This is a genomic window from Sphingomonas paucimobilis NBRC 13935 (assembly GCF_000739895.2).
Lineage (GTDB): Bacteria > Pseudomonadota > Alphaproteobacteria > Sphingomonadales > Sphingomonadaceae > Sphingomonas > Sphingomonas paucimobilis.
In genome coordinates, this window is record NZ_BBJS01000017.1 from 38767 (window position 1) to 65238 (window position 26472).

The following is a 26472-nucleotide window of genomic DNA, read 5'->3' on the forward strand; positions in this document are numbered from 1 at the left end:
GTGGCCGCGAGCCCCTCCCTCTCCCACAGGGGGAGAGGGAGTAGAAGTTCACTCCGCCTCTTCGAACTGGTCGACGGCGTTCTGCGCGGTCGCCGACAGGCGGACCTTGTCGCCCTCGACTTCCGCGACCAGGCCGATCGGCAGGTAATGGTGCTTGGCGCCCTGCCCGTCCTGGGTCTGCGGGCTGTCATTCTTGGTCAGTTTGATGCGGTCGCCCTGGACGTGGTCGACGGTGCCGACATGGACACCGTCCGCACCGATGACTTCCGCATGTTCCTTGATCTGGCTGACATCGACCATTTTCAGTCTCCTGTGTTGGGTTCGGTTTCGGAACGCGCCACGTTGGAAATGGTCGCATGACGGGGGCTGCGATCATGTACGCCGTTGCAGCCATATTAACCGGGATCGGCGCAACCCTGCTGCTCCAGCTTCGCACCCCCCGATCGGACCAAGGGCGCTATGCCCGGCTGATCGCGGGCACCATGTTCGTCATGGGCGGGATCATTCTCGCCGGTTTCGCCACCGCTTTGCGCTCTTGGGCCAGCAGCGGCTGAACCGGCCTTCACCCTCTTCACGCTATTCGTATCCGGAGTAACCCCGATGCCTCTTCTCCAAGCCTCCAAACAGTATAAGCCCTTCGAATACCCCTGGGCGTTCGAGTTCTGGAAGCGCCAGCAACAGCTCCACTGGCTGCCCGAAGAGGTGCCGTTGGGCGAGGATTGCCGCGACTGGGCGCAGAAGCTGACCGATCATGAGCGCAATCTGCTGACCCAGATCTTCCGCTTCTTCACCCAGGCCGATGTCGAGGTGCAGGACTGCTATCATGAGAAATATGGCCGGGTGTTCAAGCCGACCGAGGTCAAGATGATGCTGACCGCCTTCTCCAACATGGAGACGGTGCACATCGCGGCGTACAGCCATTTGCTCGACACGATCGGCATGCCCGAGAGCGAGTACGGCGCCTTCCTCGAATATGCCGAGATGAAGGACAAGCACGACTATCTGCAGAAGTTCGGCGTCGACAATGACGAGGATATCGCCCGCACCCTCGCCATGTTCGGCGGCTTCACCGAGGGCGTGCAGCTGTTCGCCTCCTTCGCGATGCTGATGAACTTCCCGCGCTTCAACAAGATGAAGGGCATGGGCCAGATCGTCACCTGGTCGGTGCGCGACGAGTCGCTGCACTGCGAGGGCATCATCCAGCTCTTCCACGCCTTTACCAAGGAGCGTCAGTGCCTGACCAAGGCGGTGAAAGACGATATCGCCGACCAGTGCCAGACGACCGTGCGGCTGGAGGACAATTTCATCGACCTGGCGTTCGAAATGGGCCCGGTGAACGGCATGACGGCGAAGGATATCAAGAAATATATCCGCTACATCGCCGACTGGCGTCTGGGCCAGCTAGGGCTGAAGCCGATCTATATGATCGACGAGCATCCCCTGCCCTGGCTGACGCCGCTGCTCAACGGCGTGGAACATGCCAACTTCTTCGAGACGCGCGCGACCGAATATTCCAAGGCGGCGACGCGCGGCCAGTGGAACGACGTGTGGGACGCGTTCGACAAGCGCCAAAAGGCCAAGACCGGCAAGGCCGCCAACGAAGAGGCGAGCGAAACCGGCGACATGTTCTCGGCCGCAGGCGTCGCGGCGGAGTGATCTTCGAGAGGGCGGACTTCGGTCCGCCCTTTTTTGTTTCACGCGATGGCGCGATAGCGCGAAGAAGGTTGGATTCGCGCAGAGGCGCAGAAGATGCAGAGAATAAGAAGGGCAGAAGGACGATCGTCCTTACATCCGTTCAGCCTGAGCGTAGTCGAAGGCCAAGGGAAACCATCGCCCCATAGCGCCCTTGGCCTCCGACTATGCTCAGGCTGAACGGGGAATGGGGAGATTGTTCTCCCGTCCTTCTTATTCTCTGCATCCTCTGCGCCTCTGCGCGAACAAAATCTCTTGGCGTGAACCCAGCCTACCGCGCTGCCCGCGTCGGCGCATGAAAATCCGCCGGCTTGCCTACGATCCAGCGGAGGAACCGCGCCATATCGGGATGCGCACGCAGCACCGCGAAGTCCGCATAGTCCTGCGCCAGTTGCGCATTGGTGAGCGTCGCATGGATCGTGCGATGGCATATGGGGTGGACCGGCACCGTCTCACGCCCGCCTTCGCTCTTGGGCACGGGGTGGTGCCATTCCACCTTCACCCCCAGCGGCCGGCCGCATAGCGCACAGGCCGGCGTTTCCCCCGGTTCCGACCGCCCGGCGGCTGCGGCCAGCCCCGCCTTTCGCTTTACCCGTCCGACCATCGTTCGTGATATGGGAAGCCGACGCCAAAAGGAAAACGGGGCCCGGCATTGCTGCCGAACCCCGCCACCTTAAGCCAACTGGATCCGAGAGGGATCAGAAGTGTGCGACCACACCCGCCATCGGACGGAAGGAGTGGGCGTTGTCGAAGGTCGAAACTTCCATACGCAGACGCAGACCCGAGTTGCCGGTCAGGCCGCCCAGACCGATGTCCTTCGGGCCGACTTCGGCGCCGACGCCGTAGACGGTCGCGTGATAGTCACGCTTCAGGTCGCCAGCGACGCCCGGAGCGAAGTTGTGGAAGTTGTTCCAGCGATAGCCGACCTTGCCGTAGAACAGGCCGCTCTCACCGGCACGGAAGCCCGCGCGGCCATAGGCGCCATACTGCCAGTCGATGTCACCCGACACGCCCTTGGCGACCGCGCCCTCGGCGCCGACGAACACGGGGCCCAGCGGCACGTTGAAGCCGACGATACCCTCGACCAGCGCGCCGTCCAGGTTGTAGCCCTTGGGCTGCGCGGGGATGCCGGCGACCGACTGGCGATCGAACTGCTCCCAACCACCCATGATCGCGACATACGGCTCGATACCGAAGGCGCGGGTGCCATCGGGAGCGGTCGCGGTGTCGGCGGCAGGTGCCGTCGTGTCGGTGGTGGTGTTCATGTCCTGCGCCATGGCGGGCACGGCAACGAACGCGGCCGCCGCAGCGGCGACGAGGGAAAGCTTACGCATGTGAGATACCCTTCTCTTATTCTATGTGGGGCGGCGGATCGAACCGCTCAGCCCAGGCCCGCTTAACCGGCAAAACCGTTCGCGGTTGCACAGAAGTGTCACTTTCGGTCGTCTTATACCGAGCTGTTGCCGCGAAGCCACAGTTCCTGTCACCTAGATGAACCAATTGCGGGCAGAATGCGGCAATCGCACTTTTGTGCCGTTTTTTCGCCGCGAAATCGATTTTCGCCTTATCGGATTGCGGTACAGCGAAGCGACTCGCCGGTGGGCCGTGTCAAAACTACCGCATCGCCCTTGCCGCGCAGGTCATGTCCGACGCCGGCATAATGGATGCCCGACGCCACCCGCTGCCCTTCCAGACGCAGTTCCAGATCATCGATCCGCATCAAGACGCTGTCATCGCGATTGTCGAAGCGCACCCAGAACCGACTGCCATTTTCGCAGCGGAAACTGGTCGACATCATGGGCGGCAGGCCGGCACGCGGGTCGGGCATGGTCGAGCAACCGACCAGCACGATCCCGCCCGCCGCCAGGGCGACGGGCAGACGGTTCATGGCCGCAATGCCGTATCGTCGGCTTCGTCGATATCGCCATCGGCGACGCGATCGTCCTCGAAATCCTCCTGAAGATCGTCCTCGTCGATATCCTCTTCATCCATGTCGACCGAGGCATCGGTTTCGCCGACCTCCTCGGAATCCATGTCGATTTCGTCGATCGGCTCGTCCTCGACGCTGTCGTCGCCCAGATCGGGTTCGATATCGGTCAGCAGCACGCCGTCGCTGGGGCCGTCGCGCGTCACTTCCAGGATTTCGGCGCGCTGGCTCTCGTCATAGCCTTCCTCGTCCCATCCGTCGTCGCCGGGTCCCTGGCTGGGAACCTGATGTCCGCCCATCCTTGCCTCCTGTCCTCGATACCGAGGGTGGAACGGCGCGGGGCTCCGGCCGGTTCCCCGGCCCGAATGCGACGGGCGTAAGCGGGGTCAGAGCGGACGGAACATACGCCCGCGTTCCGTCACGAAGACGACGCCGAACGCCACGAGCCCGGCCAGCACGAACCCCAGGACCAAAGGTCCCGCCGTGCCGTCAAAGGCCTGGCCGATCCCTGCGCCGATCACCGATCCGATGGTGACGCTGACGAAACCCTGCACGCTGGATGCGGTACCGGCGATCCGGCCCATCCGCTCCATCGCCATCGCCGAGAAGTTGGAGGTTGCCAAGCCGAAACAGGCCATGGTGATCCCCTGCAACACGGCAAAGGCGACCAGCGTCTCCACCCCCAGCACGATCAGCGCGAAGTGGAGGGCTGATACGACGATCAGGATCGACACCGCGCTATGGCTGATCAGGCGCGTGCCCAGCCGCATCACGATGCGCGAGTTGAGCAGATTGGCCGCCGCCATCGTCATCGAGGTCGTCGCGAAGATCAGCGCGAGCAGCTTCTCGCGACCAAAGGTCACCGCCATGATCGGCTGGATCGAGTTCAGATAGCCATAGAGCGCCGCCATCAGCGCGGTCGCCGCCAGCGTATAGCCCAGCGACAGCCGGTCCGTCGCGGTTTCGCGCCACCCGCTCCAGATCCGGCTGAGCGAAATGGGCAATTGGGCCTCGGGCGCCAGTGTCTCGGGCATGCGCACCGCGAACCAGATCAGGACGAGCCCCGCCAGCGCGGCGATCGTCCAGAAGATCAGCCGCCAATTGCCGAACAGCAGCACGAGCTCGCCAAAGGCCGGCGCCAGGATCGGCACGACCATGAACACCATGAAGGCGATCGACATGACCTGCGCCATGGCACGGCCATGATAGCAGTCGCGGACCAGCGCGACCGTCGCCACCCGCGTCGCCGCGATCGCCGCGCCGGCACAGACCCGCGCGACCATCAGCAGCAGGAAACTGCCCGCCACCGCCGCCGCCGCATTGGCGATGATATAGATGACCAGCGCGACGATCAGCACCCGCCGCCGGCCATAGCGATCGGCCAGCGGCCCATGGACCAGTTGCGCCACGCCGAACCCGATTAGAAAGGCGGTGACGACGAAGGGTCGGGCCGTGGGCGACGCGTTCAGCGCTTCGCCGATCGCGGGAAGCGCGGGCAGCATCGAATCGATCCCGAGCGCGGTCAACGCCATCAGCGCCGCGATCAGCAGGACGAACTCGACAAAACCGATCGGCGCGCCAGGGGGTTCGGCGGCGACGGACATCACCGGATCAGCGGAACGGGATTCGGACATGATGACTGCCACATAGGGATGATCGGCAGGCAGGGGAACCGGTAAAGCGGAACGCGTGACGCCAACGCCGCATAACGGCGAATCGAATAGCGTCGAGACAAAATCCCGGAGGCGTCATTTCAATCCGCCAGAGCTATACGACACCGTGCTGGCTGGCGCCGATCAGCCACATTCGGTCGCGAGTTGCCCGAACGCACCGCTGGAACGATTGGCGACATTGCCTGCCGGTTCGGGCAATTCGCCGAGCGGAACAGACATGTCATGCCACCCGGTCGCGGATGGCAGCCGATTGATTTCCCGCCCATTCTCGTCGCGTGGCGCAAGGTTGCCCACCTTGGTCCAATCGATGATCGTGTCGCCTTTCGCCGTCACGAACGTCGTATGGCATTTGTCGATTGCCCACACCTCCGTCACGGCGGCGCCATCCAAGGTCACGTGTCCCACCAATAAAGTCGCCAACTGACGTGCAAAATTCTGATCGACAGCCGTGGCCGACGAGGCTGGCGGTGTCGAGCGAGCCGATGCCATCGGCGGAGTATCGACTTGCTCCTCGGCCGGACGCTCCACCGGCGTGACATTTCCGGGCTGATCAGAGGCAGAACCACATCCCGACAACAGTAGCATCGCGGCCGCGCCGCAGGCCAAACCCATGGTCATCAATGATATTCCCCATATAAAAGCATCTGCGTTTCCGCAGCTCGGCGCTCAACCAGACTTTTGATCCTCCGCCCTCGGGAATAGACGTGCTTCGACAGTTCGACGGCAGCGTCTTTCGGACGAGGCTGATTTATTAGAGCAGTGGTCTTTCTCCATCCACCGCCGGGATTATAGGCATAGGAAACCAGCGCATCGAACTCATATTGATGCAAAGGAATTTTGATCGCGCGTCGCACCATATTTTCGTAATGACCGATGATATTGGCGAGCAGCGCGGCCTGTTGCGTGTCGGACAGGCTGATGGCATCTTTGTTGACGCGGACGAAATCACGTGCCGCTTGGCCACTTTTCCCTGCACCTTCGGCAACTCGATCAGCCGCGGCCGGATCGACCCCGAATACGGCCTTCAGATCATTAGCGACCTGGGCCCGGCTACGGTCTTTCATGTCATATCCGGGCCCAAGTGTAACGCCACTCCCCATACTGGGGTGATGAAGGCGATTGCTGACCCCAGGCTGCGCTTCATGGCGGATAATGAAGAGCCGCCCCCGCGCCGACGCCCGCATGCCAGCGACAGGGCTGACCGTACCCGTTGGAACCGGCTGATGCTCAGCCCGACGCAAAGCGGGCTGCACGGCGGGTCGAATGGAGGCTGGCACGGTCTGGGGTCCGGCGAACTGCTTTTTGACCCACGCCAGTATGGCTTCTTCCACAGCCCTTAACGCGCCCATCATCTGGGTTACCGGAGACGGTTGTTCAGTTTTGTTGGCTTTGACGGGTGTCCGAGCAAACAACGCTGCCAACGTCTTAGGCCCCGCTATGCCGTCTGGTGGGAATAACCCAAGCCGGCGCTACGCTACGCGCACGGCCCGCTCCGTCTTCGGGCCAGAGCGTCCATCGACTTGGATCTCAGGTACGAATGTCTTCAGCTTGTTCTGAAGCGCACGAACGTCATCGCCATGCTGACCAAGCTTTAGGTAACGCATAAAGCTCCCCCAAACTCGGATTTTGACAACGCCTTTCTGATCGCTGCGTTCCAAGCGCCGATTACCCTGACCGATTGGCGCAACCGGTCAGGACGTTCATCCCACCGTCAGCGCGCGCAACGGATGATCACATCTCTCGGTTATCAATGATCTTGATAGATTACGGAGTTTGCCGCGATGACCATGGTCTCTCGAACCGCCCTCCCCCTGCTCGCCGCCCTCGCCCTGTCCGCTTGCGATCGGCCGACCGAAGGGACGTCGATTTCGATCAACAGTTCGGACGGGCAGACGCTGGCGGCGGTCGATGGCAAGTCGGGCGAGGTGAAGCTGGCGCTGCCCGGCTTTTCCGGGGCGTTCAAGCTGCCCAAAATGTCGCTGGAGGCGGACAATTTCGAGTTGAACGGGGTGCATCTCTATCCCGGCTCGAAGATCCGCAACGTCGATGTCGGCAATGGCCGCGACAAGGCCTTTACCATGACCTTCGACAGCCCGGCCGATCCCGCCACGGTGCGTGGCTGGTTCCGCGAAAAGATGGGCGACGCCGATTTCACCCTGACCGACCAGGGCGGCGCGATCGTCGGCAAGACGGCGGAGGAAAAGCCGTTCCGGCTGGACCTGCGCTCGGCAGGGGGCAACCAATCGACGGGGACGATCACGCTGGGCGGATAACTCGGCCTGTTCCGGGGTGACGGCGGCGCTATATAGATGACAGTTTGTTAGATTTTCTGGACATCACGCCATGACCGACACTCGCTCCGCCGAGGTTCCGACGCTCAGCCTCGCCGATCAGGACCGCGATCCCGATGGTTTCGCCGCCGCGCTGGGCGGATCGTTCGAGCGGTTCGGCTTTGCGATCGTCGCGGATCACGGCGTGCCCGCCGAACTGATCGACCGCGCCTGGGCCCAGACCAAGGCGCTGTTCGACCTGCCCGAGGAGGAGAAGCGCGGCTATCACGTCCCCGGCGGCGGCAGCGCGCGCGGCTATACCCCGTTCAAGACCGAGATCGCCAAGGATGCCAAGGTCGTCGACCTGAAGGAATTCTGGCATGTCGGCCGCGAACTGCCCGAGGGGCACGCTTATGCCGACCGAATGCCCGCCAATATCTGGCCCGATCGGCCCGAGGGGTTTCGCGACGATTTCCTCGAACTCTTCAGCGCGTTCGACCGGGCGGGCGACCGGCTGCTTTCGGCGATCGCCCGGCATCTGAAGCTCGATCCCCACTGGTTCGATCCGGCGGTGAAGGACGGCAATTCGGTCCTGCGCCTGCTTCATTATCCGCCGATCCCGGCGGATGCCGAGGGTGTGCGGGCCGGCGCGCATGAGGATATCAACCTCATCACCCTGTTACTCGGCGCCGAGGAAGCGGGTCTCGAACTGCTCGACCGCGACTCCGGCGAGTGGCTGGCGATCCGTCCGCCCGAGGGCGCGATGGTGGTCAATGTCGGCGACATGCTGCAGCGGCTGACCAACCATGTCCTGCCCTCGACCACCCACCGCGTCGTCAACCCGCCGGTCGAGCGGCGCGGCTTCTCGCGCTATTCCATGCCCTTCTTCCTGCACCCCGCGCCCGATTTCCTGATCGAGACGCTGCCGGGGACGGTGACGGCGGAGAATCCCGACCGCTATCCGACGCCGATCACGGCGCACGACTATCTGTACGAGCGGCTGGTCGAGATCGGGTTGATCAAGAAGTAAGCCAAAACCTATTCCTCCCCTGCAAGGGGAGGTGGCAGTCCGTAGGACTGACGGAGGGGTATCACGGCCAGCGGTGACACCCCTCCACCAGCTTCGCTGGTCCCCCTCCCCTTCCAGGGGAGGAATCCATATCATCCCAGAATATGCATCAGCAGCGGCTGGCCGACGAGGCTCTGGCTCCCGCGCAGCCGCTCCAGCGCCTGCTCCACCGACCGTTCCGGCCCCTCATGAGTGACGATCGCGATCATCACGCCGCCATCGGCCGCCTCGCCGCGCTGGATCAGGCTTTCGATCGACACGCCGGCGTCGCGCATCGCGGCGGCGATCTCCGCCAGCACCCCGACCTTGTCCTGCACGGTGAAGCGCAGATAAGCGCGCCCGCGCCGTTCGCCGCTATCGGCCTTGGGCGCCGGGATCAGTTCATGCGCGGGCATGGCGAAGGACGCGCCATATTCGCCGCGCGCGATGTCGATCAGATCGGCGACCACCGCACTGGCGGTCGGGCCATCGCCCGCACCCGCGCCCTGGAACAATAGGCGGCCGACGAAATTGCCCTCCGCCACGACCGCATTGGTCGAACCAGTGACATGCGCCAGCGGATGATCGAGCGGCACCAGATGCGGATGCACCCGTTGGAACAGGCCGTTCGCCCCTTCCTCCGCCACGCCGACCAGCCGCACCCGGTAGCCGAGCGACGCCGCCTGGGCGATATCGGCGGCGAGCACATGGCGCACGCCACCGATCGCGACATCGCCGAACGCCGGCTGTGTGCCGAAGGCAATGGCGGCCAGGATCGACAGCTTGTGCGCCGCGTCCACGCCGTCAATGTCGAAGCTGGGGTCGGCCTCCGCATAGCCCAGCGCCTGCGCCTCGGCGAGCACCTCGGCGAAGTCGCGGCCCTCGGCCTCCATCTTGGACAGGATGAAATTGCAGGTGCCGTTGAGGATGCCATAGACACGCGCGATGGCGTTGGCCGCCGCGCCCTCGCGCAGCCCCTTGATGACCGGGATGCCGCCCGCCACCGCCGCCTCGAACTTCAGCGCCGCGTTCGAGGCCTCCGCCTTTTGCGCCAGTTCCAGCCCGTGATGCGCCAGCATCGCCTTGTTCGCGGTGACGAAACCCCGCCCGGCATCGAGCGCGGTGCGGGCCAGCGTCAGCGCCGGGCCGTCCGACCCGCCGATCAGTTCGACCACCACATCGGCGTTCGGGTGCGAAGCGAGCGCGGCGGTGTCGTCCACCCATTCGAAGCGCGACAGATCGACGCCGCGATCCTTGGTCCGGTCGCGCGCGGAGACGGCGACGATCTCGATCGGGCGACCGGCACGCCGGGTAATCAGGTCACGGTTCGCATCGAGCAGGCGAATGACGCCGCCCCCCACCGTGCCCAGTCCCGCCAAAGCCACCCGCAATGCGTCGCCCATCTTCGTTTCCCATATTCCGGAGCGTTCGTAAGACCCGGCCGGTAGCGGATAGAAACGGTCGCTGTCGAGCCGCTGAAGGACCTTTTATTGCTCAAATGCCGACAAGCCCCTAAGAAGGCCGGCATGACTTCCCCTGATTTCGTGGTCATCGACGTCGAAACCGCCTGTTCGCGCACCAGCAGCATCTGCCAGATCGGCATCGTCGGCTATGCGGCGGGGGTCGAGGTGCTGGCCTATGAGACGCTGGTCGACCCGTGCGACGATTTCAGCAGCTTCAATATCGGCATTCACGGCATCACCGCCGATCATGTGCTGGGCAAGCCGACCTTTGCGGCACTTCATCCCGAACTGGCGATGCATCTGGGCGGGCGCGTGACGGTGGCGCATTCGGGGTTCGACAAGGGGGCGCTGGGCCGTGCCTGCGAACGGGACGCGCTGCCCCCGATCGCGGCACGCTGGCTGGACAGCGTGACGATCGCGCGGCGGGCCTGGCCCGAACTTCCCAATCACAAACTCAATACGCTGGCGGCGTTTCTGGAACTGGAGCATCGCCATCACGATGCACTGAGCGATGCGCGGGCCGCCGGTCAGGTGGTCCTACGGGCCATGTCGGCGACCGGGCTGACGCTGACCGACTGGTTCACCCCGCCCCTCTCGGCGCGTGCGCGGCGTAAAGTGGTGCGGGCGGATCAGGGCTGAATTAAATTCTCCCCCGTACGGGGAGGTGGCAGGGCGCAGTCCTGACGGAGGGGGCTTTCCACTAGGGACGTTTTTCGTGGCAATCCCCCTTCACCATGCTGCGCATGCCCCCCCCACCGGGGAGGATCAGGGTTCGAGGTGCCCGGCTGGCGCCGGACCGTCTAGCGCGATGGGTAGGCGGTTGCTCTTGTCGCGCGACTTGTCGACCAGCTTGCTGATCCCGATCCGCGCCTCATTGGCCAGTAGCAGCGCGGGGCCGAGCAGGTTGAAGCCGACCTGGCATCCGCGTTGGACAGCCGCACAGGGTGTCGCCTCCGCACGCAAGGCACCGATCCCGGTCAGTTCGGGATTGGACGGCATCGGCCGGTCGGGCGGGGTATCGTCCTTCAAGGGCAACCGATCATCGGCCTGTCGCCGCCCACAGACGACGACCTCCTCCCGGGTACCGGCCGAAGGCGGACAGGGATCTTGCAACAGGATCGAGAAACGCTCGGTGCCCGGTGGCGGCGGGGTGGCGGGCGCGGCCTGCAGGGCGATCAGCAACAGGGGCAGCATCGGGCGGTCCTTTGTCTCACGGGGCCGGCTTGCGCAGCGTCGGGCCATGGTCGCGGGGGTTGGTGTCCATCGTCACGCCGGTGAAGCCGCCGCCCACCAGGAACGGCGACATCTCGTCGATCGGCGTGGTGCGCGCGAGCAATCGGGTCCGCTCGGTCATGACCGCCTCGTTCTTCGGATCGCCCGGTTCCGGCGCGGGAGCGAAGGGTACGCGGAACCGGTCCGCGTTGCGGCGGCCGCAAACGGTGATGTCGGTGCTGTTACGGTCGTAGACGCAAGGTCGCTCGACGGCGGTCAACCGGCGCGTGTTCGCGACGATCGCGTCCACCGAAGGGACTTCAACGGACGGCGACTGAATCGCCATCGTCAGCAACAGGGTCGACATCGTCCCGGACATGGCAGTCCTCCCGGCGTCAGGTCATCGCGGCGGGATGATGCCCCTTTCGACGGATCAATGCCAGCGGGATTGGAACCGCTTCAGCGGTCGATCGACTCGCGCAGCAGGGTGCGGGGCTTGCTGCGGCAATATTTGTCGCCGACCACCGCACAATAGGTGCCGTCATCGGCAAAGGCACGAGCCTTGGAATCGATCGGCATCGGATTGTCCTGGGCCAGACGATAGGGCGACCGCTTATGCACCGGCGGGCAAGTCGTGACTGTGCAGGCCGGTGTCAGACGCGGCAGCGCCACCGATTGACCCGAGGGCGAACCCGCCAGCAGCAGCAGAAACGGAACCATCCTTTCTCTCCCCTCTTGCCTGACTTATCGGACGATCATGCGCCTTGGACCGGCGGGATGCCAAGCCGGGGAATTTCGATCGCGGGACAGCGATCCATGACCACCTTCAGCCCCGCCGCCTCGGCGCGCGCGGCGGCGGCCTCGTTGACGACGCCCAACTGCATCCAGATGGCCTTGGCCCCGATCGCGATCGCCTCTTCCACGATCGGCTCGACCGCGTCCGATCGACGGAAGATATCGACGATGTCGATAGGATCGCCCAATTGGCCCAGTTCGCGAAACACGAACTCGCCATGAATATGCTCGCCGGTGATCTGCGGATTGACCGGAATCACGCGATATCCATGATCCTGCAGCCGCTTCATCACACCATAAGAGGGGCGGTCGGGCCGGTCCGAGGCACCGACCATGGCAATAGTGCGCGCATTGGTCAGCAGCGCACGGATATCCTCATCGGCGGTCAACGGCATCGGCTATCCTCTTCGCCCGCCGCCGGTCCGGTCCCATGAGCAGAAGCGGCGGATGGTCGAGGTCAAACGTCCCGCCGCGCCCCTGGTTTCATGCGCCCGGCGTGGACCGTTCCAGCCAGTGGGCGACCTTGGCCGCGATCGGGCCGAATACGGCATCGTCCGCGCCGGCCGCGGGCGGCTGCCCCGCATCGGAGGCGGTGCGAATCGCGATGGTCAGCGGCACCCGGCCCAGGAAGGGAATGCCCAGCTCGGCCGCCGCCGCTTCCGCGCCGCCCGAGCCAAACGGGTCCGAGATGCCGCCGCAATGCGGACAGCAATAGCCCGCCATATTCTCGACCAGCCCGATGATCGGCACGCCGGCCTTCAGGAACAGGTCGATCGCGCGCCGTGCATCGATCAGCGCCAGGTCCTGCGGGGTGGAGACGATCACCGCGCCGGCCGGGCGATGCTTCTGCACCATGGTCAGCTGCACGTCGCCGGTGCCGGGCGGCAGGTCGAGGACCAGGGTGTCGGTCGCGCCCCAATCGCCGTCGACCAGCTGGCTGAGCGCACCCGCCGCCATCGGCCCGCGCCAGGCAATCGCCTTGTCCGGTTCGACCAACTGACCCATCGACAGCAAAGGCACGCCATAAGGCGTCGGCACCGGCTGCAGCTTGCCGTCCTGCGCGACGGGCTTCACCCCCTCGGCCGCCATCAGGCGTGGCTGGGAGGGGCCATAGATATCGGCATCGACCAGTCCGGTCTTGCGCCCCATGCGAGCGAGCGCGATCGCCAAATTGGCCGACAGGGTCGACTTGCCCACCCCACCCTTGCCGCTGGCCACCGCGATGATCCGGCGTTCCAGCTTTTCGGCGGTCAGGACGATGCGGACATCCTCCACCCCGGGCTGCATCGCGGCGGCCTTGACCTGCTCTTCCAGCGCGTGGCGATCCGCGCCGTCAAGCCCCGTCGCGTCGAGCACGACACCCGCCTTGGCGCCTTCCATCCGCACGTTCGCGCGCTTGCCCGCCACCGCGGCCACCGCCGCCTTCACCGTATCGATCATGCTCATAGGCGGGCAGATAGGACGCCATCGGCCGCTTGGCACTGTTTTTGTCGGTGAACCGTTCCTATAACGATGGACATGAGAAAGCTGACGGGTCGCTTCCGACGCCCCCCCATTCTTGCCGCCGATACCCCGAAGGGCCCTTGGGGCGGGTCCGGTGAGGATTCCGATGGTGGGCCCCGCAATCCCTGGGCGATGCCACCGGGCGGTCGCAAGGCCGCGGGCAAGCCGACCGCGCTGGATGAGTTCATCCGCAAGGCGCGGGGTTCGGGTGGCGGCGATCCGGGCGGATCGGGCGGCGGCTTCAACGGCCTGCCCGGCGCGCCCGGCGGTCGCACCCTATGGGCGATCGGCGCCGCGATCCTGGTCGGCATCTGGGTGCTTTACACCTCGATCCATCCCATCGGCCCGCAGCAGCGCGGCGTCGTCACCTATTTCGGGCGCTATACCGGTATCCTGGAGCCCGGCATCCAGTTGACCGCCCCCGCCCCGATCGCCAGCGTCCGCGTGCTGGACGTGCAGAAGATCCGCACCGAGAATTTCCCCGAGGGCTCGGGCGAGAATCTGGTGCTGACCGGCGACCAGAACATCATCGACCTGACCTATTCGGTGCGTTGGGACATCGCCAATCCGCGCGATTTCGCCTTCCGCCTGGCCCAGCCGCAGGAAACCGTGCGCGCCGCCGCCGAAAGCGCGATGCGCGCCGTCATCGCCGACACCACGCTCGACCAGGCGCTGGGTTCGGGCCGCACGGGCATCGAGCAGCGGGTGCAGGATCTGACCCAGTCGATCCTCAACGAATATTATTCGGGCGTCCGCATCCAGGGCGTCGCGATCAAGCAGGCGACGCCGCCCGCGCAGATCGTCGACGACTTCAACAAGGTGACCGCCGCCCAGCAGGAAGCCGTCGCGAACGTCAACCAGGCCCGCTCCTATGCGCAGCAGGTGATCGCCCGCGCGCAGGGCGAGGCCGCGCAGTTCGACAAGGTGTACGAACAATATCGCCTGGCCCCCGAAGTGACGCGCCGGCGCATGTATTACGAGACCATGGAGGCCGTGCTGGCCAAGTCGGACAAGACCATCGTCGAGACGCCGGGCGTCGTACCCTATCTGCCGCTGGCCAAGGGCGGACGTAACGCGCCGCCCCCGCCGGAGGTCGCCGCCCCCACCCCAGCCCCGGCGCCCGCTCAGCAGGGAGGTGGCCAGTGAACGGCCTGACCCTTCGCAATCCCATCGTGCTGGGTGTCGCGCTGCTGCTCGCGGTGATCGTCGCGGCCGCGACCTTCGCGATCGTGCCCGAGACGAAGCAGGCGGTGGTCTATCGCTTTGAGCAGCCCCGCCGGATCGTCAACGGCTATCGCCCCGGTGAGACGCTGGGCGAGAGCGGCGCGGGCCTGATCGCGCGCATCCCGTTCATCGACCGCATCGTGTGGGTCGACAAGCGCGTGCTCGACCTCGACCTGGAGAATACCCAGGTGCTGTCGACCGACCAGCTCCGCATGAATGTCGATGCCTTTGCCCGTTTCCGCGTCGTCGATCCCCGCCGGATGCTGGCCACCGCCGGCAGCGAGGAAGGCGTGGCGAACCAGTTGCGTCCGATCTTCGGCTCGGCCCTGCGCAACGAACTGGGCAAGCGCCGCTTTTCCGAACTGCTCAGCCCCGAGCGCGGTGAGGTGATGGACGCGATCCAGGTCCGGCTCGATCGGATCGCGCGCCAATATGGCGTGCAGATCGTCGACGTGCGCATCAAGGAAGCCGAACTGCCGCAGGGCACGCCGCTGGAAAGCGCGCTGCGCCGGATGCAGACCGCCCGCCAGCAGGAGGCGATCACCATCGCCGCGCAGGGGCAGAAACAGGCCCAGATCGTCCGTGCCGATGCCGATGCGCAGGCCGCGCAGATTTATGCGCAGGCGTTCGGCAAGGATGCGGGCTTTTATGATTTCTACCGTGCGATGCAGTCCTATCGTCACACCTTCGGCGCGGACGGCAGCACACAGGAACATGGGAGCACCCAGATCATTCTGTCGCCGAACAACAGCTATTTGAAGGAATTCACCGCGCCGGGCCGATAAGCGGGTTTTCCCGCCTTTCTGCTCGTTCATATTCAAGCGTCGTTCAGCCAAACCGTGGCAAATAAGACACGGTCAAACTGAATTTTCATTGAGAGGACCTCAGCCCAGTGCGTTACGCCTACGCCATTACCAGTGCGCTCCTCCTCGGCGGCGCGACCGCCACCCTGGCCCTGCAACCCGGCACCGCGCAGGTCGCGCAGAACGAGCCGGGTGCGATCCAGGCGGTCGCCCCGCGTGCCGGCGCGCCGATGAGCTTTGCCGACATGGTCGCCAAGCTCCAGCCGGCCGTCGTCAACATCTCGACCAAGCAGTCGATCACCGTGAAGCAGCAGGCGAACCCGTTCGCCGGCACGCCGTTCGAGGGCTTTTTCGGCCAGTTCGGCGGCCAGGCGGGACCGCAGCCGCAGAAGCGTGAAGGCGCCTCGCTCGGCTCGGGCTTCCTGATCTCGCCCGACGGCTATATCGTCACCAACAACCATGTGATCGCACCGGGTGCGGCCGGCGCGTCGGTCGACTCGATCACGGTGACGCTCAACGATCGCAAGGAATATACCGCCAAGGTCGTCGGTCGTGACGAAACCTCCGACCTTGCCGTCCTGAAGATCCAGGGCAGCAACCTGCCCTTCGTCCGCTTCGGTGATTCGTCGCGCGCGCGTCCCGGCGACTGGGTGCTGGCGATCGGCCAGCCCTTCGGCCTGTCGAGCACGGTGACCGCCGGTATCGTCTCGGCCGTGCACCGCGTGACCGGTCAGGGCGGTGCGAACGACCGCTTCATCCAGACCGACGCCGCGATCAACCAGGGCAATTCCGGTGGCCCGATGTTCGACATGAACGGCAACGTCATCGGCATCAACAGCCAGATCTATTCGCAGTCGGGCGGCAATATCGGCATCGGCTTCGCCATTCCGGCGGAAGATGCCAAGCCGATCATCGACAAGCTGATGAAGGGCGAGAAGATCGAGCGCGGCTATCTGGGCGTGCAGATCGGCGGTCCGGTGACCGACGACGTCGCCGCGTCGCTGGGCATTCCCAAGGGCCAGGGCGAGATCATCGCCAAGGTCGAGCCGAACGGCCCCGCCGCCAAGGCCGGCCTGCGCGCTTTCGACGTGGTGACCAAGGTCAATGGCCAGGCGGTGACGCCCGAGCAGACCCTGTCCTATCTGGTCGCCAATGTTCAGCCGAACGCCCGCGTCCAGCTCGAGGTGCTGCGCAACGGCAAGCCGCTGTCGCTGACCGCGACCGCCGCGACCCGTCCGTCGAACGAACAGCTCGCCGCGCAGATGGGTGACGGTTCGGACGCCTTCCCGGACAGCGATGACGACGCACAGGTCGCACCGACCGCCGGTGGTGGCCTGGGCCTGACCGTCCAGGCGCTGACCCCGGCGATCGCACGAGCGATCAACGTCGATCCGGGCACGCAGGGTGTGGTGGTCGCGGCCGTCGATCCGTCGAGCGATGCCGCCTCCAAGCTGAAGCGTGGCGACGTCATCTCGGCGATCAACGGCCAGCCGGTCCGCAGCGCGGCCGACCTTCAGCAGATCGTCGCCGCCGCCAAGGCCGCCGGTCGCCCGCAGGTGCTGGCGCAGATCACCCGCGGCCGCATCGCCGACCGCCTGATGCCGCTGCGCATCAAGTAAGACCCGCCCTCACCCTTCCCTCGGCCCTCGGGACAGGGAAGGGTGAGGGTCATTCTTCCGATCGGTCAAAGGGCCGTCGCATCTCCCAGGTGCGGCGGCCCTTTTGCTATTCCCGTCCCCAACCACCACGATAAGATACCGGCCATGGACGGCATCTTCATCGGCATGGGCGGCGGCAAGCCGCAGGCGATCGACCTCAAGCGGGCGAACCGGCACGGCCTGATCGCGGGCGCGACCGGCACCGGCAAGACGGTGACGCTCCAGACCATGGTCGAGGGGTTTTCACGCGCCGGCGTGCCCAGCTTCGTCGCGGACGTGAAGGGCGACCTGTCGGGCCTGGGGCTGGCCGGATCGGCGCTGGGCAAGACCCATGCCGCCTTTGCCGCGCGCGCCGCCGAACTGGGCATGACCGACTGGGCCTATGAGGCTGCACCCGTACAATATTGGGATTTGTTCGGCACCCAGGGCCATCCCGTCCGTGCCACCGTGTCGGAGATGGGGCCGCTGTTGCTCGCCCGGATGATGGGGCTGAACGAGACTCAGGAGGGCGTGCTGACCATCGCCTTCCATGTCGCGGACAAGGAGGGGCTGCTGCTCCTCGATCTCGACGATCTGCAAGCGATGCTAGCCGAATGTGCGGCGCGGGCGGACGAACTGACGACCACCTACGGCAATGTCTCCAAGCAGTCGGTCGGTGCGATCCAGCGCGCGCTGCTTCAGTTGCGCACCCAAGGGGGCGAGCATTTCTTCGGCGAGCCGGCACTGGAACTGGCCGATCTGATCGCCACCGACGATGCGGGGCGTGGTGTCGTCAACATCCTCGCCGCCGACCAGTTGATGGCGAGCCCCAAGCTCTATGCCACCTTCCTGCTCTGGCTTTTGTCCGAACTGTTCGAGCAGCTTCCCGAGATCGGCGACCCGGACAAGCCCAAGCTCGTCTTCTTCTTCGACGAAGCGCATCTGCTGTTCGACGATGCCGCGCCGGCTCTGGTCGACACGATCGAGCGCGTCGTCCGGCTGATCCGATCCAAGGGCGTCGGCGTCTATTTCATCACCCAGAATCCGATCGACGTGCCCGACAAGATCGCCGGGCAGCTCGGCAACCGGGTGCAGCACGCGCTGCGTGCCTTCACCCCGCGCGACCAGGCGGCGGTACGCTCGGCGGCTGAGACGTTCCGCGCCAATCCCGGCGTCGATGTGGCGAACGCGATCACCGAGTTGAAGGTGGGCGAGGCGCTGGTTTCGCTGCTCCAGCCGGATGGCTCGCCCTCCCCCGTCGAGCGCACCCTGATCGCCCCGCCGCGCAGCCGGGTCGGCCCCGCCACGCCCGAGGAGCGCAAGATACTGGTCGAAACCGACGCGGTTGGCACGAAATATGATCAGGCCATCGACCGCGAATCGGCCGAGGAACTGCTCGCCGCCAAGACGCAGGAAGCGGCGGCCGCTGCGGCCGAGGCCAAGGCGGCGACCGAGGCCGAGAAGCAGGCAGCGCAAGCGGCCAAGGCCGAGGCGAAGGCCGCCAAGGACGCCGAACGCGCCCGCATCGCGGAGCAGCGCGCAGCGGCCAACTCGCCCTGGGCCAAGATGGCGACCAGCGCGGCGCGCTCGGCCAGTTCGTCGATCGGGCGACAGGTCGCCAACGAGATCGGCAAGCAGGTGTTCGGCGGTGGCGCAAGACGGCGGTCGAGCAGTGGCGGCGGCATCATGGGCGCGGTGGTGCGCGGCGTTCTGGGGAATCTGTTCCGGGGGTAGGCTGTCCGTCGACCTTTGCCGCTCCCACCTCCGCTCAGCCCGAGCGCAATCGAAGGCCATGGGTCTCGCTTTCCTCGGGCCATGCCTCCACCCCGGCGAAGGCCGGGGTCCAGGTTCGGCGGGGCGTATGGCGTGCAGCAGGTCGCTGCATTGTAGGCTGTCACACAGCGCCGTCGATAGATCATAGCGGCTGGACCCCGGCCTTCGCCGGGGTGGACAAGTGAAATGGAGCCCCTTGGCCTTCGACTGCGCTCAGGCTGAACGGAGGTGGGATTGTGCGCCGTCGATCAACGGCAAGCCCACGCCCCATTCGCGCCCAGCAAAGTCGAGACGCACGCCGGAGCACACGAAACGCTAGGCGCGCGCGCCGCACTCTGCCACATCTGCGGGCATGAGCCTTACGCCGACGCCTTCCCGCCCCATCGCCGAACTGACCCTGCGCGGCATCGCGCTGGGCGGGGTCATCACCCTCTTGTTCACCGCCGCCAACGTCTATCTCGGTCTCAAGGTCGGACTGACCTTCGCCACCTCGATCCCGGCGGCGGTGATCTCGATGGCGATCCTGCGCTATCTGCCGAACAGCTCGGTGCTGGAGAATAATATCGTCCAGACCGTCGCCTCGGCGGCGGGAACGCTGGCGGCGATCATCTTCGTGCTGCCGGGCCTCGTCATGATCGGCTGGTGGCAGGGCTTCCCCTACCTACTCACCGCCGGGATTACGGCGACGGGGGGTATTCTCGGCGTCATGTTCTCGGTGCCGCTGCGCCGCGCCCTCGTCGTCGACACCGACCTCCCCTATCCCGAAGGCCGCGCCGCCGCCGAGGTGCTGAAGGTCGGCGCGGGCAGCCGCGAGGGCGAGGCGGAGAGTGCGATCGGGCTACGCCTGATCATCGTCAACGCCATCGCCTCGGCCGGTTTCGCGATCCTGACCCAGACCAAGCTGGCGGTCGCCGAGGCGGCCATCTGGTTCCGCACCGGCGCGGGCGCGACCGGTATCGCCGGCGGGCTGTCCTTCGCGCTGATCGGGGTCGGGCATCTGGTCGGCCTGTCGGTCGGCCTCGCGATGCTGGCGGGGATCGCCATCGGCTGGTGGGTGGCGCTGCCCATCCTGACCGCCATGGCGCCGTCGGCCGGGCCGGTGGCGGAATGGGCGGGCGGCATCTTCAGTCGCGACGTGCGCTTCCTGGGTGCGGGTGTGATCGGCGTGGCGGCGATCTGGACGCTTATCAAGATCATCGGGCCGGTCATCGGCGGCATCCGGTCCTCGCTCGCCGCCGCCTCGGCGCGGCGCGATGGCGCGGTATTGGCGGTGGGCGAGCGCGACCTGCCGATCGGGATCGTGGCCGCCGTCGCGCTGGCGACGCTGATACCGATTGCCGGGCTGCTCTGGTCGGTGATCGCGGGCGGGCCGCTGGCGGCGTCGGGCGTCGCGCTGATCGGCGGCGCCCTCCTCTTCATCCTGCTCATCGGCCTCGTGATCGCCGCCGTCTGCGGCTATATGGCGGGCCTGATCGGCGCGTCGAACAGCCCGGTATCGGGAATCGGCATCCTCTCCGTCCTCGCCGCCGCGCTACTACTCGTCGGGCTGTTCGGGCGCGGGACGCCGCCGGAAACGACGCAGGCCTTGGTCGCCTATGCGCTGATCGTCACGGGCGTCGTGTTCGGCGTTGCGACCATCTCCAATGACAATCTTCAGGATCTGAAGACCGGCGAACTGGTCGGCGCGACGCCGTGGAAGCAGCAGGTTGCGCTAATCATCGGCGTCGTCTTCGGCAGCCTGGTCATCCCGCCGGTGCTCGACCTGCTCAACGCGACGCTAGGCTTTGCGGGCACGCCAGGGGCCGGTCCCAATGCGCTGTCGGCACCGCAGGCCGCGCTGATTTCGGCGCTGGCCAAGGGCGTGCTGGGGGGCGACCTCAACTGGACGATGATCGGAATCGGCGCACTGGTCGGCGTTGGCGTGATCGTCGTCGACGAGGTGCTTGGCAAGCTCGGCTGGCTGCGCCTGCCGCCGTTGGGCGTGGGGTTGGGCATTTACCTGCCGATGACCGCCACCCTGCCCGTCGTGCTGGGCGCCGCGATCGGCCATGTTTATGACCGCTGGGCGCGGCGCAGTGCCAATCCCGAAACGGCGGAGCGGCTGGGCGTGCTCGCCGCGACGGGCCTGATCGTGGGCGAAAGCCTGTGGGGCGTGGGCTTTGCGGGTATCGTCTACCTGACCAATGCGGATGCGCCGCTGGCGCTGGTCGGGGACGGGTTCGCCACCCCCGCGCTTATCGGGGGAACCCTGGTGTTCCTGGGGCTGGTGGCGGCGCTGTATCGCTACACGCGCCGCCAGACGATCACATCGCCGCCAGCAACTCGCTGATCTTCACAAAGGCAAAGCCGATCGAGCTGTCCGCAATGCCATAGGGCAGGAACAGCGAATCGCCGTGCCGGATGGCGCCGCAGGAATAGACGACGTTGGGCACATAGCCCTCGCGGTCCTGATCCTTGGCGGCGAGGATCGGCTGCCTGGTCCGGCCGAGCACCTTGGACGGATCGTTCTTGTCGAGCAGTGCGGCACCGATCGAATATTTGCGCATCGCGCCGACGCCATGGGTCAGCAGCAGCCAGCCTTCGTCCACCTCGATGGGCGGGCCACAATTGCCGATCTGCACCAACTCCCACGGATAGACCGGGGTAAGGATTTTCTCGCCATCGTCCCAATGGGTCAGCGAGTCGGACTTGAGCAGGAACAGATTCTCACCGTCCTGCCGCCCGATCATCATATATTGCCCGCCGACCTTGCGGGGGAACAACGCCATGCCCTTGTTCCGCGCCGCCGAGCCGGTCATCGGCACCAGGTCGAACGCGCGGAAATCGCGGGTGCGCATCAGCTCGGACTGGATGCCTGAGCCGTCATAGGCGGTATAGGTGCCGATCCACTCCAGCGCGCCATCGTCATGGGTGAACTGGACGATGCGCATATCCTCCAGCCCCTTGGACTGGGCCTGGGTGATCGGGAAGATGACGGTGCCCGACAGCGTCGAGTCGCGGTGACGGTGCACCGTGACCGGGCCATTGGGCATCTGATCGTCGCCCCAGCCATGCACGTCAGTCGCCGTCGCGAAGGGCGGCTCGGGCGCGAGCCGGAGTTGGTTCTGATCGTTGATGATGCCTTCGCGGAAGGCGACCGAGGAGATATGTCCCTCCCCCACCGCGCGCATCGACATCAGGATACGCTGCGACCCCGGCTGGATACCGGTCTGGTCGAAATGCGGCACCGCCGACGGGTTCATCAGCGCGGCAGCGGCATAGCTATATTCGTGGCAGAAATAGGCGCCGATCAACTGACGCTTCTCATCGCCGATCTTCGACCCGTCGAGCTTCAGCAGATCCTCGATCTGGTCATAGCGGGTCATGAAGACGCGCCGCGTCTGCCAGTGGCGAGCCTCGAAATCCTTCAGCACGGTTTCGAGCTGATCCCGCGCCTCTTCAGGAGTCATCGCCAGCACTTCGCCGACCAGACGCTCGGTCCGGCTGGGCGGCGCGCCGTTGCCGCCGCCCCAGGCTATGTGAAAAGGACGGACCACGACGCGGGAAGGATCGGCATGAAGCCGCAGCCGGTGGTTGAACAAATCCATCGCGCTATCGTCTCGCCACTCTACAAAAACGCTCGCCCCATCCCCCGTCGCGCGTGCGGCGCTTCAGGCAATGTGACGATCGGCTCCTGCCATGGTTGAGGCGGATTGGCAAAGGTTAGCGATGGCGCAATTGGCCAATTGCAGTGCCAGGATCGATTCGGCCCCCTGATTGCGGTTGAGCCCGGTCGGCATCAATCCATCGAAACAGCCGCCATCGCTCGCGGTCGCCAGCGGCAGGTCGAGATCGTTGACGCCCAGGAACCAACCATAGGCCCGCTCGCCTTCCTTGATCCAGCGCGGGTCGCGGGTCGCGGCATAGGCGGACTGACAGGCCTCGACCGTCGCCTGCGCTTCCAGCGGCTGCTGGTCGAACTGCAAGGGCTCGGCATAGGGACGACCGAAGCTCTCGCTGCCGACCGCGCGGAACCGTCCCTCGGGCGAGGTCTGTTTGGCGACGATCCATTCCAGGGTCGAAATGCCGCAATCGATCAGGTCCTGACGGCCGAGCGCCCGGCCCGCCTCGATCAGCGCCTGCGGCACGCGGGCATTGTCATAGGCGAGCACGATCTCGAACCACTGCCATTCGGGCCGACGCGCCTCCTCCAGCAGGGCCAGATGCAGATCGGGCATTTTTTCCAGGATCGCGCGGGCAAGCTGATGCCCCGGTCGCGCTTCCAGCATGGCGGCGGCACCCAGCATCGCAAAGGCCTGCGCCCGGAGCGAGCCCAGGTCGAGCGCCAGCGAGGCGGTCGCATCGAACCACATCTGCGCCCAGTCGCGATGCTTGGCCATTTGTGCATCGCGCGCGGTGACGCCCAATGCCCAGAGGGTGCGGCCGTTGGAGTCCTCAGACCCCACATCCTCGCACCAGCTACGGTCGAAGCGCATGAAATTGCGATAGCGACGCGCTTCCGGATTCCACGCATATTGCAGGAACGAGGCGTAGATGGTCGTCCATTTGTCGCGGGTGACCGGATCGATGCCGGGTGCCTGCGTCATGAAGATCAGCGCCCGCGCATTGTCGTCGATGCAATAGCCATGGCGGCGATCGGGCACCGAATAGATGGCGTGCTGTAACATGCCCGTCGAGTCGCTCATCCGCTCGACCGCGGAAAGGTCGGCCGCCAGCGGCTTGATCGCGGGGCGATAGTCGGCCGGCAAGCGGCGCGGACGTGCGGTGATCGCGGTCCCGATCTGCTCCAGCGCGGCTTCGGCCAGACGCGGCCAGATCATCGTGCGACCACGGGCATAGGCTTGCTGCGACAGATGGTTGCGCGCGGTCTCGTCGGACAGCAACCGGTTGATCTCGCGGGCAAAGGCCTCGACATCGCCAAAGCCGACCAGCACCCCGTGATCGTCCGCCAGAATCTCGGTCGCATGGACATAGGGGGTGGAGATCACCGCCTTGCCCACACCGACCGCATAGGACAGCGTTCCGCTCGTGATCTGGGCGGGGTTGTTATAGGGCGTGGCGTAGATATCGGCGGCCTGAAGATACTCGATCAGGTCGTCATGATCGACGAACGCATCGACAAAGGCGACGTTGCCGGCGACTCCACGCGTCTCGGCCAGGGCTTTCAGCCGGTCCCGATACGCCTCCCCCTCATGCGCTATCAGGTTCGGGTGCGTCGCGCCCAATATGACGTAGAGCAGTTCCGGGTGATGGGCGGCGACGGCGGGCAGCGCTTCGATGATCGTCTCGATCCCCTTATTGGGGGCGAGCAGTCCGAAGGTCAGCACGACCTTGCGCCCCTCCCAGCCGAACCGCGCCTTGAGCGTGTCGGGGGTGATCAGGTCACGGTCGGGCACGCCGTGCGGGATCATCGCGATCTGGCGCGGATCGGCGCCATAGACACGCTGCAGAATATCGCGGCCCTTGTCCGCCATCACGATGATGCGGGCGCAGCGGCGGAGCAGCCCTTCCATCACCCGGCGCTCATCGACCGAGGGCTTTTCCAGGACGGTGTGCAGCGTCGCGATCACGGGGAGCGTCGTGCGATCAAGCAGCGCGAGCAGATGTTCACCCGCAGCGCCGCCATAAATACCATATTCGTGCTGGACCCAGATGGCCTGCGCACCGCTCGCCTCGATCCGGCGCGCCATGTCGATATAGGCGATGCGGTCATTCTGCGGAATGGCGGCGGTGACGGCGGGCGGATAGGCGTAACGACCGGGGTGATCGTCCATCGCATAGACGTCGACCGCCAATTCGGGGAACCGATCGCGCATGGCGGTGTAAACATCGGTGGTAAAGGTCGCGAGCCCGCATTGCCGGGGCAGAAAATTACCAATCAGCGCCAGTCGCTCGATCACGGTTCCGTTCGCATCCGCCATATCGCATGTCCTTGAAATGCAAAGGCTTGGCAGAGCGCTGCCCTTCCCCTTGCATGCCTGCCCAACACGCGGTCGGCCCGAAAGTTGCAGTGTGTGTTACGAATTTGCTGCACCGCAAACGTTTCGGGGCGAAAATTGCGCCCCGTAGGGTGAAAACCCCGATGAGATGAGCGTCCGACAGCGACGCCTTCGCCGGACCCAAGAGATCCGAATTTCCAACGCTTTAAGTCGCAACACAAAATAAAATTTCGATAAGCGGCTCAGCAACATGACAGATTACGCCAATATATTGACTTGGCCAGACCGACGTCGATGATGTTGAACACACAAATTCAAGACCTATGGCTGGGCCCATGAGTCGTTTCCGGATCGTGGGGGCTGGTATGATGCTCGGCAAAATCTTTGCCGCCGTGGCAGCACTGATGGCCATTATGGGAATTTTCTATCTGGCACTGAAGCGAGAGCCCTCGCCTGTCCCGACAGACCGCGAAGTCCCCGTCATTCACGCCGATGCCCCGAAGCGCGTTCCGGCGATCGCCACGCCCCCATCGCCTACCCCCTTGCCCAGCCCGATCCCATCGCCGGAAGAACAGGCAGACACCGCAAGGCGCGCCAGCCTGCAGGCGGTTTCCGCCGACGTGCTACCCCTGGTCGATCGTTTCGGAGAGCATCTGGCACTTTACAGGAGGGCGCGCGCCGAACGCCGAGACGAGGCATGGGCCGCCAAGTCAGAAGCGCAATTGCGGCAATTCTATTCGCAAGCACCCGGCCATCGGACCCTCAGCGGGCCCATCACGATCAATTGCGGCACGACGTTATGCGAGGTCTTCGGAAGGCATGAAAACGTCGCGGCGAATCGTGACGCCAGGGATGACATGGTCGATTTTTCGAATTCGATTAGCAACATGGCAGCAATCGAATCGCTGGCGGGCCAGGGTTATCGCATGATGGGCACATCATCGTCGAACAGAGACGGCCAAGATACGGTCTTCGTCCTGTATCTCCAACGAGCGGCACCCTTCTCCTACGCAACCCAGGGCCATTTTCGCTAAGGTCATTGACGCCCCAGGCGAATGCCTCACCCCCGGCCGCGATACCCCGCCACGCCCTGATCGGGCAGCCACAGATCGGCGGGCGGCGCGGAGGACTGCCAGAACACGTCGATCGGAATGCCGCCGCGCGGATACCAGTATCCGCCGATGCGCAGCCACACCGGCTTCATTTCCTCGAACAGACGCTCGCCGATGCCGACGGTGCAATCCTCGTGGAAACCGGCATGGTTGCGGAAACTGCCGAGGAACAGCTTCAGCGACTTGGATTCGACGATCGTCTCGCCCGGCACATAGTCGATGACGAGATGCGCGAAGTCGGGCTGGCCCGTCACCGGGCAGAGCGAGGTGAATTCGGGCGCCGCGAACCGGATCAGATAGGTACGCCCCGGGCGCGGGTTGGGAACATAATCGAGCACCGCCTCTTCCGGGGAAGCGGGCAGCGCGCTGGTCTGGCCGAGATGCTTCATGAAAGGCCATGT

29 protein-coding genes are annotated in these 26472 nt (G+C 65.2%); 11 read left to right on the top strand and 18 right to left on the bottom strand.

Going from position 1 to position 26472, the window contains the following annotated elements; genetic code table 11:
• Positions 1–48 precede the first annotated feature (48 nt).
• On the bottom strand, positions 49–300 hold the full coding sequence (locus SP6_RS06940; RefSeq protein WP_007403708.1) for a DUF2171 domain-containing protein: 252 nt from the start codon (positions 298–300) through the stop codon (positions 49–51).
• A 56-nt stretch (positions 301–356) separates the two neighbouring features.
• Here SP6_RS06940 and SP6_RS06945 point away from each other — a divergent pair, with 56 nt between their 5' ends.
• Positions 357–554: a hypothetical protein gene (locus tag SP6_RS06945; RefSeq protein WP_007403890.1), complete on the top strand. Its 198-nt coding sequence runs from the start codon at positions 357–359 to the stop codon at positions 552–554.
• A 46-nt stretch (positions 555–600) separates the two neighbouring features.
• The gene (locus SP6_RS06950; protein ID WP_007403854.1) at positions 601–1656 is read left to right on the top strand and encodes a ribonucleotide-diphosphate reductase subunit beta; all 1056 of its coding nucleotides are present in this window, start codon (positions 601–603) and stop codon (positions 1654–1656) included.
• Between the two features lie 307 nt (positions 1657–1963).
• On the opposite strand, the gene SP6_RS06955 is transcribed toward SP6_RS06950, so the two are convergent.
• The 8 genes from SP6_RS06955 to SP6_RS21680 form a co-directional block, all read right to left on the bottom strand.
• A complete protein-coding gene (locus SP6_RS06955; RefSeq protein ID WP_170170577.1) occupies positions 1964–2296 on the bottom strand; it encodes an HNH endonuclease in 333 nt (110 codons plus the stop codon).
• Positions 2297–2390: 94 nt separating this feature from the next.
• Positions 2391–3026 (bottom strand): hypothetical protein, encoded by a 636-nt coding sequence (locus tag SP6_RS06960; protein ID WP_007403713.1) that lies wholly within the window; start codon positions 3024–3026, stop codon positions 2391–2393.
• A 230-nt stretch (positions 3027–3256) separates the two neighbouring features.
• Positions 3257–3580: an MliC family protein gene (locus tag SP6_RS06965; RefSeq protein ID WP_007403865.1), complete on the bottom strand. Its 324-nt coding sequence runs from the start codon at positions 3578–3580 to the stop codon at positions 3257–3259.
• Entirely contained in the window at positions 3577–3918 is a 342-nt protein-coding gene (locus SP6_RS06970) for a hypothetical protein (protein WP_007403918.1), read from the bottom strand. The genes SP6_RS06965 and SP6_RS06970 overlap by 4 nt, the downstream gene beginning before the upstream one ends.
• A gap of 87 nt (positions 3919–4005) precedes the next feature.
• Positions 4006–5253, bottom strand: a complete 1248-nt coding sequence (locus SP6_RS06975; RefSeq protein ID WP_037567725.1) for a multidrug effflux MFS transporter — start codon at positions 5251–5253, stop codon at positions 4006–4008.
• Positions 5254–5415: 162 nt separating this feature from the next.
• The gene (locus SP6_RS20310; protein ID WP_037567727.1) at positions 5416–5910 is read right to left on the bottom strand and encodes a hypothetical protein; all 495 of its coding nucleotides are present in this window, start codon (positions 5908–5910) and stop codon (positions 5416–5418) included.
• Entirely contained in the window at positions 5910–6644 is a 735-nt protein-coding gene (locus SP6_RS21770; protein ID WP_487794706.1) for a DUF8812 domain-containing protein, read from the bottom strand. The genes SP6_RS20310 and SP6_RS21770 overlap by 1 nt, the downstream gene beginning before the upstream one ends.
• A 117-nt stretch (positions 6645–6761) precedes the next feature.
• Complete coding sequence (locus SP6_RS21680) at positions 6762–6896, bottom strand: peptidoglycan-binding domain-containing protein (protein WP_082052442.1); 135 nt, start codon at positions 6894–6896, stop codon at positions 6762–6764.
• Positions 6897–7073: 177 nt separating this feature from the next.
• Between SP6_RS21680 and SP6_RS06990 the strand changes: the two genes are divergently transcribed.
• Positions 7074–7565, top strand: a complete 492-nt coding sequence (locus SP6_RS06990) for a hypothetical protein (protein ID WP_007403943.1) — start codon at positions 7074–7076, stop codon at positions 7563–7565.
• A 70-nt stretch (positions 7566–7635) separates the two neighbouring features.
• A complete protein-coding gene (locus tag SP6_RS06995; protein ID WP_007403837.1) occupies positions 7636–8592 on the top strand; it encodes an isopenicillin N synthase family dioxygenase in 957 nt (318 codons plus the stop codon).
• A gap of 131 nt (positions 8593–8723) precedes the next feature.
• On the opposite strand, the gene SP6_RS07000 is transcribed toward SP6_RS06995, so the two are convergent.
• Positions 8724–10013 (bottom strand): homoserine dehydrogenase, encoded by a 1290-nt coding sequence (locus SP6_RS07000; protein WP_037567730.1) that lies wholly within the window; start codon positions 10011–10013, stop codon positions 8724–8726.
• Between the two features lie 123 nt (positions 10014–10136).
• On the opposite strand from SP6_RS07000, the gene SP6_RS07005 reads away from it, so the two are divergent.
• The gene (locus SP6_RS07005) at positions 10137–10712 is read left to right on the top strand and encodes a 3'-5' exonuclease (RefSeq protein ID WP_007403822.1); all 576 of its coding nucleotides are present in this window, start codon (positions 10137–10139) and stop codon (positions 10710–10712) included.
• A gap of 126 nt (positions 10713–10838) precedes the next feature.
• On the opposite strand, the gene SP6_RS07010 is transcribed toward SP6_RS07005, so the two are convergent.
• From SP6_RS07010 to SP6_RS07030, 5 genes are all read right to left on the bottom strand, one after another.
• Positions 10839–11267, bottom strand: coding sequence for a hypothetical protein (locus SP6_RS07010; RefSeq protein ID WP_007403670.1), 429 nt, complete (start codon positions 11265–11267; stop codon positions 10839–10841).
• Positions 11268–11283: 16 nt separating this feature from the next.
• Positions 11284–11664 (bottom strand): hypothetical protein, encoded by a 381-nt coding sequence (locus SP6_RS07015; protein WP_227876535.1) that lies wholly within the window; start codon positions 11662–11664, stop codon positions 11284–11286.
• An 80-nt stretch (positions 11665–11744) separates the two neighbouring features.
• A complete protein-coding gene (locus SP6_RS07020; RefSeq protein ID WP_007403734.1) occupies positions 11745–12005 on the bottom strand; it encodes a hypothetical protein in 261 nt (86 codons plus the stop codon).
• 35 nt (positions 12006–12040) lie between these two features.
• Entirely contained in the window at positions 12041–12475 is a 435-nt protein-coding gene (locus SP6_RS07025) for a CoA-binding protein (protein WP_007403680.1), read from the bottom strand.
• A gap of 88 nt (positions 12476–12563) precedes the next feature.
• A complete protein-coding gene (locus tag SP6_RS07030) occupies positions 12564–13526 on the bottom strand; it encodes an Mrp/NBP35 family ATP-binding protein (protein ID WP_007403686.1) in 963 nt (320 codons plus the stop codon).
• 72 nt (positions 13527–13598) lie between these two features.
• Between SP6_RS07030 and hflK the strand changes: the two genes are divergently transcribed.
• The 5 genes from hflK (at position 13599) to SP6_RS07055 (ending at position 21349) form a co-directional block, all read left to right on the top strand.
• Entirely contained in the window at positions 13599–14729 is a 1131-nt protein-coding gene (hflK, locus tag SP6_RS07035; RefSeq protein WP_037567852.1) for a protease modulator HflK, read from the top strand.
• A complete protein-coding gene (gene hflC / locus SP6_RS07040) occupies positions 14726–15592 on the top strand; it encodes a protease modulator HflC (RefSeq protein ID WP_007403653.1) in 867 nt (288 codons plus the stop codon). Before hflK ends, hflC begins: the two co-directional genes overlap by 4 nt.
• Positions 15593–15699: 107 nt before the next feature.
• Positions 15700–17229 carry a Do family serine endopeptidase gene (locus SP6_RS07045; protein ID WP_007403836.1) on the top strand — a complete coding sequence of 510 codons (1530 nt, stop codon included), beginning with the start codon at positions 15700–15702 and terminating at the stop codon, positions 17227–17229.
• Positions 17230–17373: 144 nt separating this feature from the next.
• Positions 17374–18981 (top strand): helicase HerA-like domain-containing protein, encoded by a 1608-nt coding sequence (locus SP6_RS07050; protein ID WP_007403647.1) that lies wholly within the window; start codon positions 17374–17376, stop codon positions 18979–18981.
• 391 nt (positions 18982–19372) lie between these two features.
• Positions 19373–21349, top strand: a complete 1977-nt coding sequence (locus SP6_RS07055; protein ID WP_042468748.1) for an OPT family oligopeptide transporter — start codon at positions 19373–19375, stop codon at positions 21347–21349.
• Here SP6_RS07055 and SP6_RS07060 read toward each other — a convergent pair.
• Both SP6_RS07060 and SP6_RS07065 read right to left on the bottom strand, forming a co-directional pair.
• The gene (locus SP6_RS07060) at positions 21324–22607 is read right to left on the bottom strand and encodes a glycoside hydrolase family 130 protein (protein ID WP_007403758.1); all 1284 of its coding nucleotides are present in this window, start codon (positions 22605–22607) and stop codon (positions 21324–21326) included. The genes SP6_RS07055 and SP6_RS07060 overlap by 26 nt on opposite strands.
• Positions 22608–22670: 63 nt before the next feature.
• Positions 22671–24941: a glycosyltransferase family 4 protein gene (locus SP6_RS07065; RefSeq protein ID WP_007403866.1), complete on the bottom strand. Its 2271-nt coding sequence runs from the start codon at positions 24939–24941 to the stop codon at positions 22671–22673.
• Positions 24942–25294: 353 nt separating this feature from the next.
• On the opposite strand from SP6_RS07065, the gene SP6_RS07070 reads away from it, so the two are divergent.
• Positions 25295–25993, top strand: coding sequence for a hypothetical protein (locus SP6_RS07070; RefSeq protein WP_126053464.1), 699 nt, complete (start codon positions 25295–25297; stop codon positions 25991–25993).
• 26 nt (positions 25994–26019) lie between these two features.
• Here SP6_RS07070 and queF read toward each other — a convergent pair whose 3' ends face one another.
• The gene (gene queF, locus SP6_RS07075; RefSeq protein ID WP_007403692.1) at positions 26020–26460 is read right to left on the bottom strand and encodes a preQ(1) synthase; all 441 of its coding nucleotides are present in this window, start codon (positions 26458–26460) and stop codon (positions 26020–26022) included.
• Positions 26461–26472 lie beyond the last annotated feature (12 nt).

Excerpts from the sequence above, each read along its gene's own strand:
- SP6_RS06955 (WP_170170577.1), bottom strand. The coding sequence starts at position 2,296 with ATGGTCGGACGGGTAAAGCGAAAGGCGGGGCTGGCCGCAGCCGCCGGG.
- SP6_RS06945 (WP_007403890.1), top strand. The coding sequence starts at position 357 with ATGACGGGGGCTGCGATCATGTACGCCGTTGCAGCCATATTAACCGGG.
- SP6_RS06970 (WP_007403918.1), bottom strand. The coding sequence starts at position 3,918 with ATGGGCGGACATCAGGTTCCCAGCCAGGGACCCGGCGACGACGGATGG.
- SP6_RS06975 (WP_037567725.1), bottom strand. The coding sequence starts at position 5,253 with ATGTCCGAATCCCGTTCCGCTGATCCGGTGATGTCCGTCGCCGCCGAA.
- SP6_RS07055 (WP_042468748.1), top strand. The coding sequence starts at position 19,373 with ATGAGCCTTACGCCGACGCCTTCCCGCCCCATCGCCGAACTGACCCTG.
- SP6_RS20310 (WP_037567727.1), bottom strand. The coding sequence starts at position 5,910 with ATGACCATGGGTTTGGCCTGCGGCGCGGCCGCGATGCTACTGTTGTCG.
- SP6_RS07060 (WP_007403758.1), bottom strand. The coding sequence starts at position 22,607 with ATGGATTTGTTCAACCACCGGCTGCGGCTTCATGCCGATCCTTCCCGC.
- SP6_RS07050 (WP_007403647.1), top strand. The coding sequence starts at position 17,374 with ATGGACGGCATCTTCATCGGCATGGGCGGCGGCAAGCCGCAGGCGATC.
- SP6_RS07025 (WP_007403680.1), bottom strand. The coding sequence starts at position 12,475 with ATGCCGTTGACCGCCGATGAGGATATCCGTGCGCTGCTGACCAATGCG.
- SP6_RS07005 (WP_007403822.1), top strand. The coding sequence starts at position 10,137 with ATGACTTCCCCTGATTTCGTGGTCATCGACGTCGAAACCGCCTGTTCG.
- SP6_RS07030 (WP_007403686.1), bottom strand. The coding sequence starts at position 13,526 with ATGAGCATGATCGATACGGTGAAGGCGGCGGTGGCCGCGGTGGCGGGC.
- SP6_RS07070 (WP_126053464.1), top strand. The coding sequence starts at position 25,295 with ATGAGTCGTTTCCGGATCGTGGGGGCTGGTATGATGCTCGGCAAAATC.
- SP6_RS07020 (WP_007403734.1), bottom strand. The coding sequence starts at position 12,005 with ATGGTTCCGTTTCTGCTGCTGCTGGCGGGTTCGCCCTCGGGTCAATCG.
- SP6_RS06990 (WP_007403943.1), top strand. The coding sequence starts at position 7,074 with ATGACCATGGTCTCTCGAACCGCCCTCCCCCTGCTCGCCGCCCTCGCC.
- SP6_RS07000 (WP_037567730.1), bottom strand. The coding sequence starts at position 10,013 with ATGGGCGACGCATTGCGGGTGGCTTTGGCGGGACTGGGCACGGTGGGG.
- SP6_RS21680 (WP_082052442.1), bottom strand. The coding sequence starts at position 6,896 with ATGCGTTACCTAAAGCTTGGTCAGCATGGCGATGACGTTCGTGCGCTT.
- SP6_RS06965 (WP_007403865.1), bottom strand. The coding sequence starts at position 3,580 with ATGAACCGTCTGCCCGTCGCCCTGGCGGCGGGCGGGATCGTGCTGGTC.
- SP6_RS06995 (WP_007403837.1), top strand. The coding sequence starts at position 7,636 with ATGACCGACACTCGCTCCGCCGAGGTTCCGACGCTCAGCCTCGCCGAT.
- hflK (WP_037567852.1), top strand. The coding sequence starts at position 13,599 with ATGAGAAAGCTGACGGGTCGCTTCCGACGCCCCCCCATTCTTGCCGCC.
- SP6_RS07010 (WP_007403670.1), bottom strand. The coding sequence starts at position 11,267 with ATGCTGCCCCTGTTGCTGATCGCCCTGCAGGCCGCGCCCGCCACCCCG.
- queF (WP_007403692.1), bottom strand. The coding sequence starts at position 26,460 with ATGAAGCATCTCGGCCAGACCAGCGCGCTGCCCGCTTCCCCGGAAGAG.
- SP6_RS07015 (WP_227876535.1), bottom strand. The coding sequence starts at position 11,664 with ATGTCCGGGACGATGTCGACCCTGTTGCTGACGATGGCGATTCAGTCG.
- SP6_RS07065 (WP_007403866.1), bottom strand. The coding sequence starts at position 24,941 with ATGGCGGATGCGAACGGAACCGTGATCGAGCGACTGGCGCTGATTGGT.
- SP6_RS21770 (WP_487794706.1), bottom strand. The coding sequence starts at position 6,644 with ATGATGGGCGCGTTAAGGGCTGTGGAAGAAGCCATACTGGCGTGGGTC.
- SP6_RS06950 (WP_007403854.1), top strand. The coding sequence starts at position 601 with ATGCCTCTTCTCCAAGCCTCCAAACAGTATAAGCCCTTCGAATACCCC.
- SP6_RS06960 (WP_007403713.1), bottom strand. The coding sequence starts at position 3,026 with ATGCGTAAGCTTTCCCTCGTCGCCGCTGCGGCGGCCGCGTTCGTTGCC.
- SP6_RS06940 (WP_007403708.1), bottom strand. The coding sequence starts at position 300 with ATGGTCGATGTCAGCCAGATCAAGGAACATGCGGAAGTCATCGGTGCG.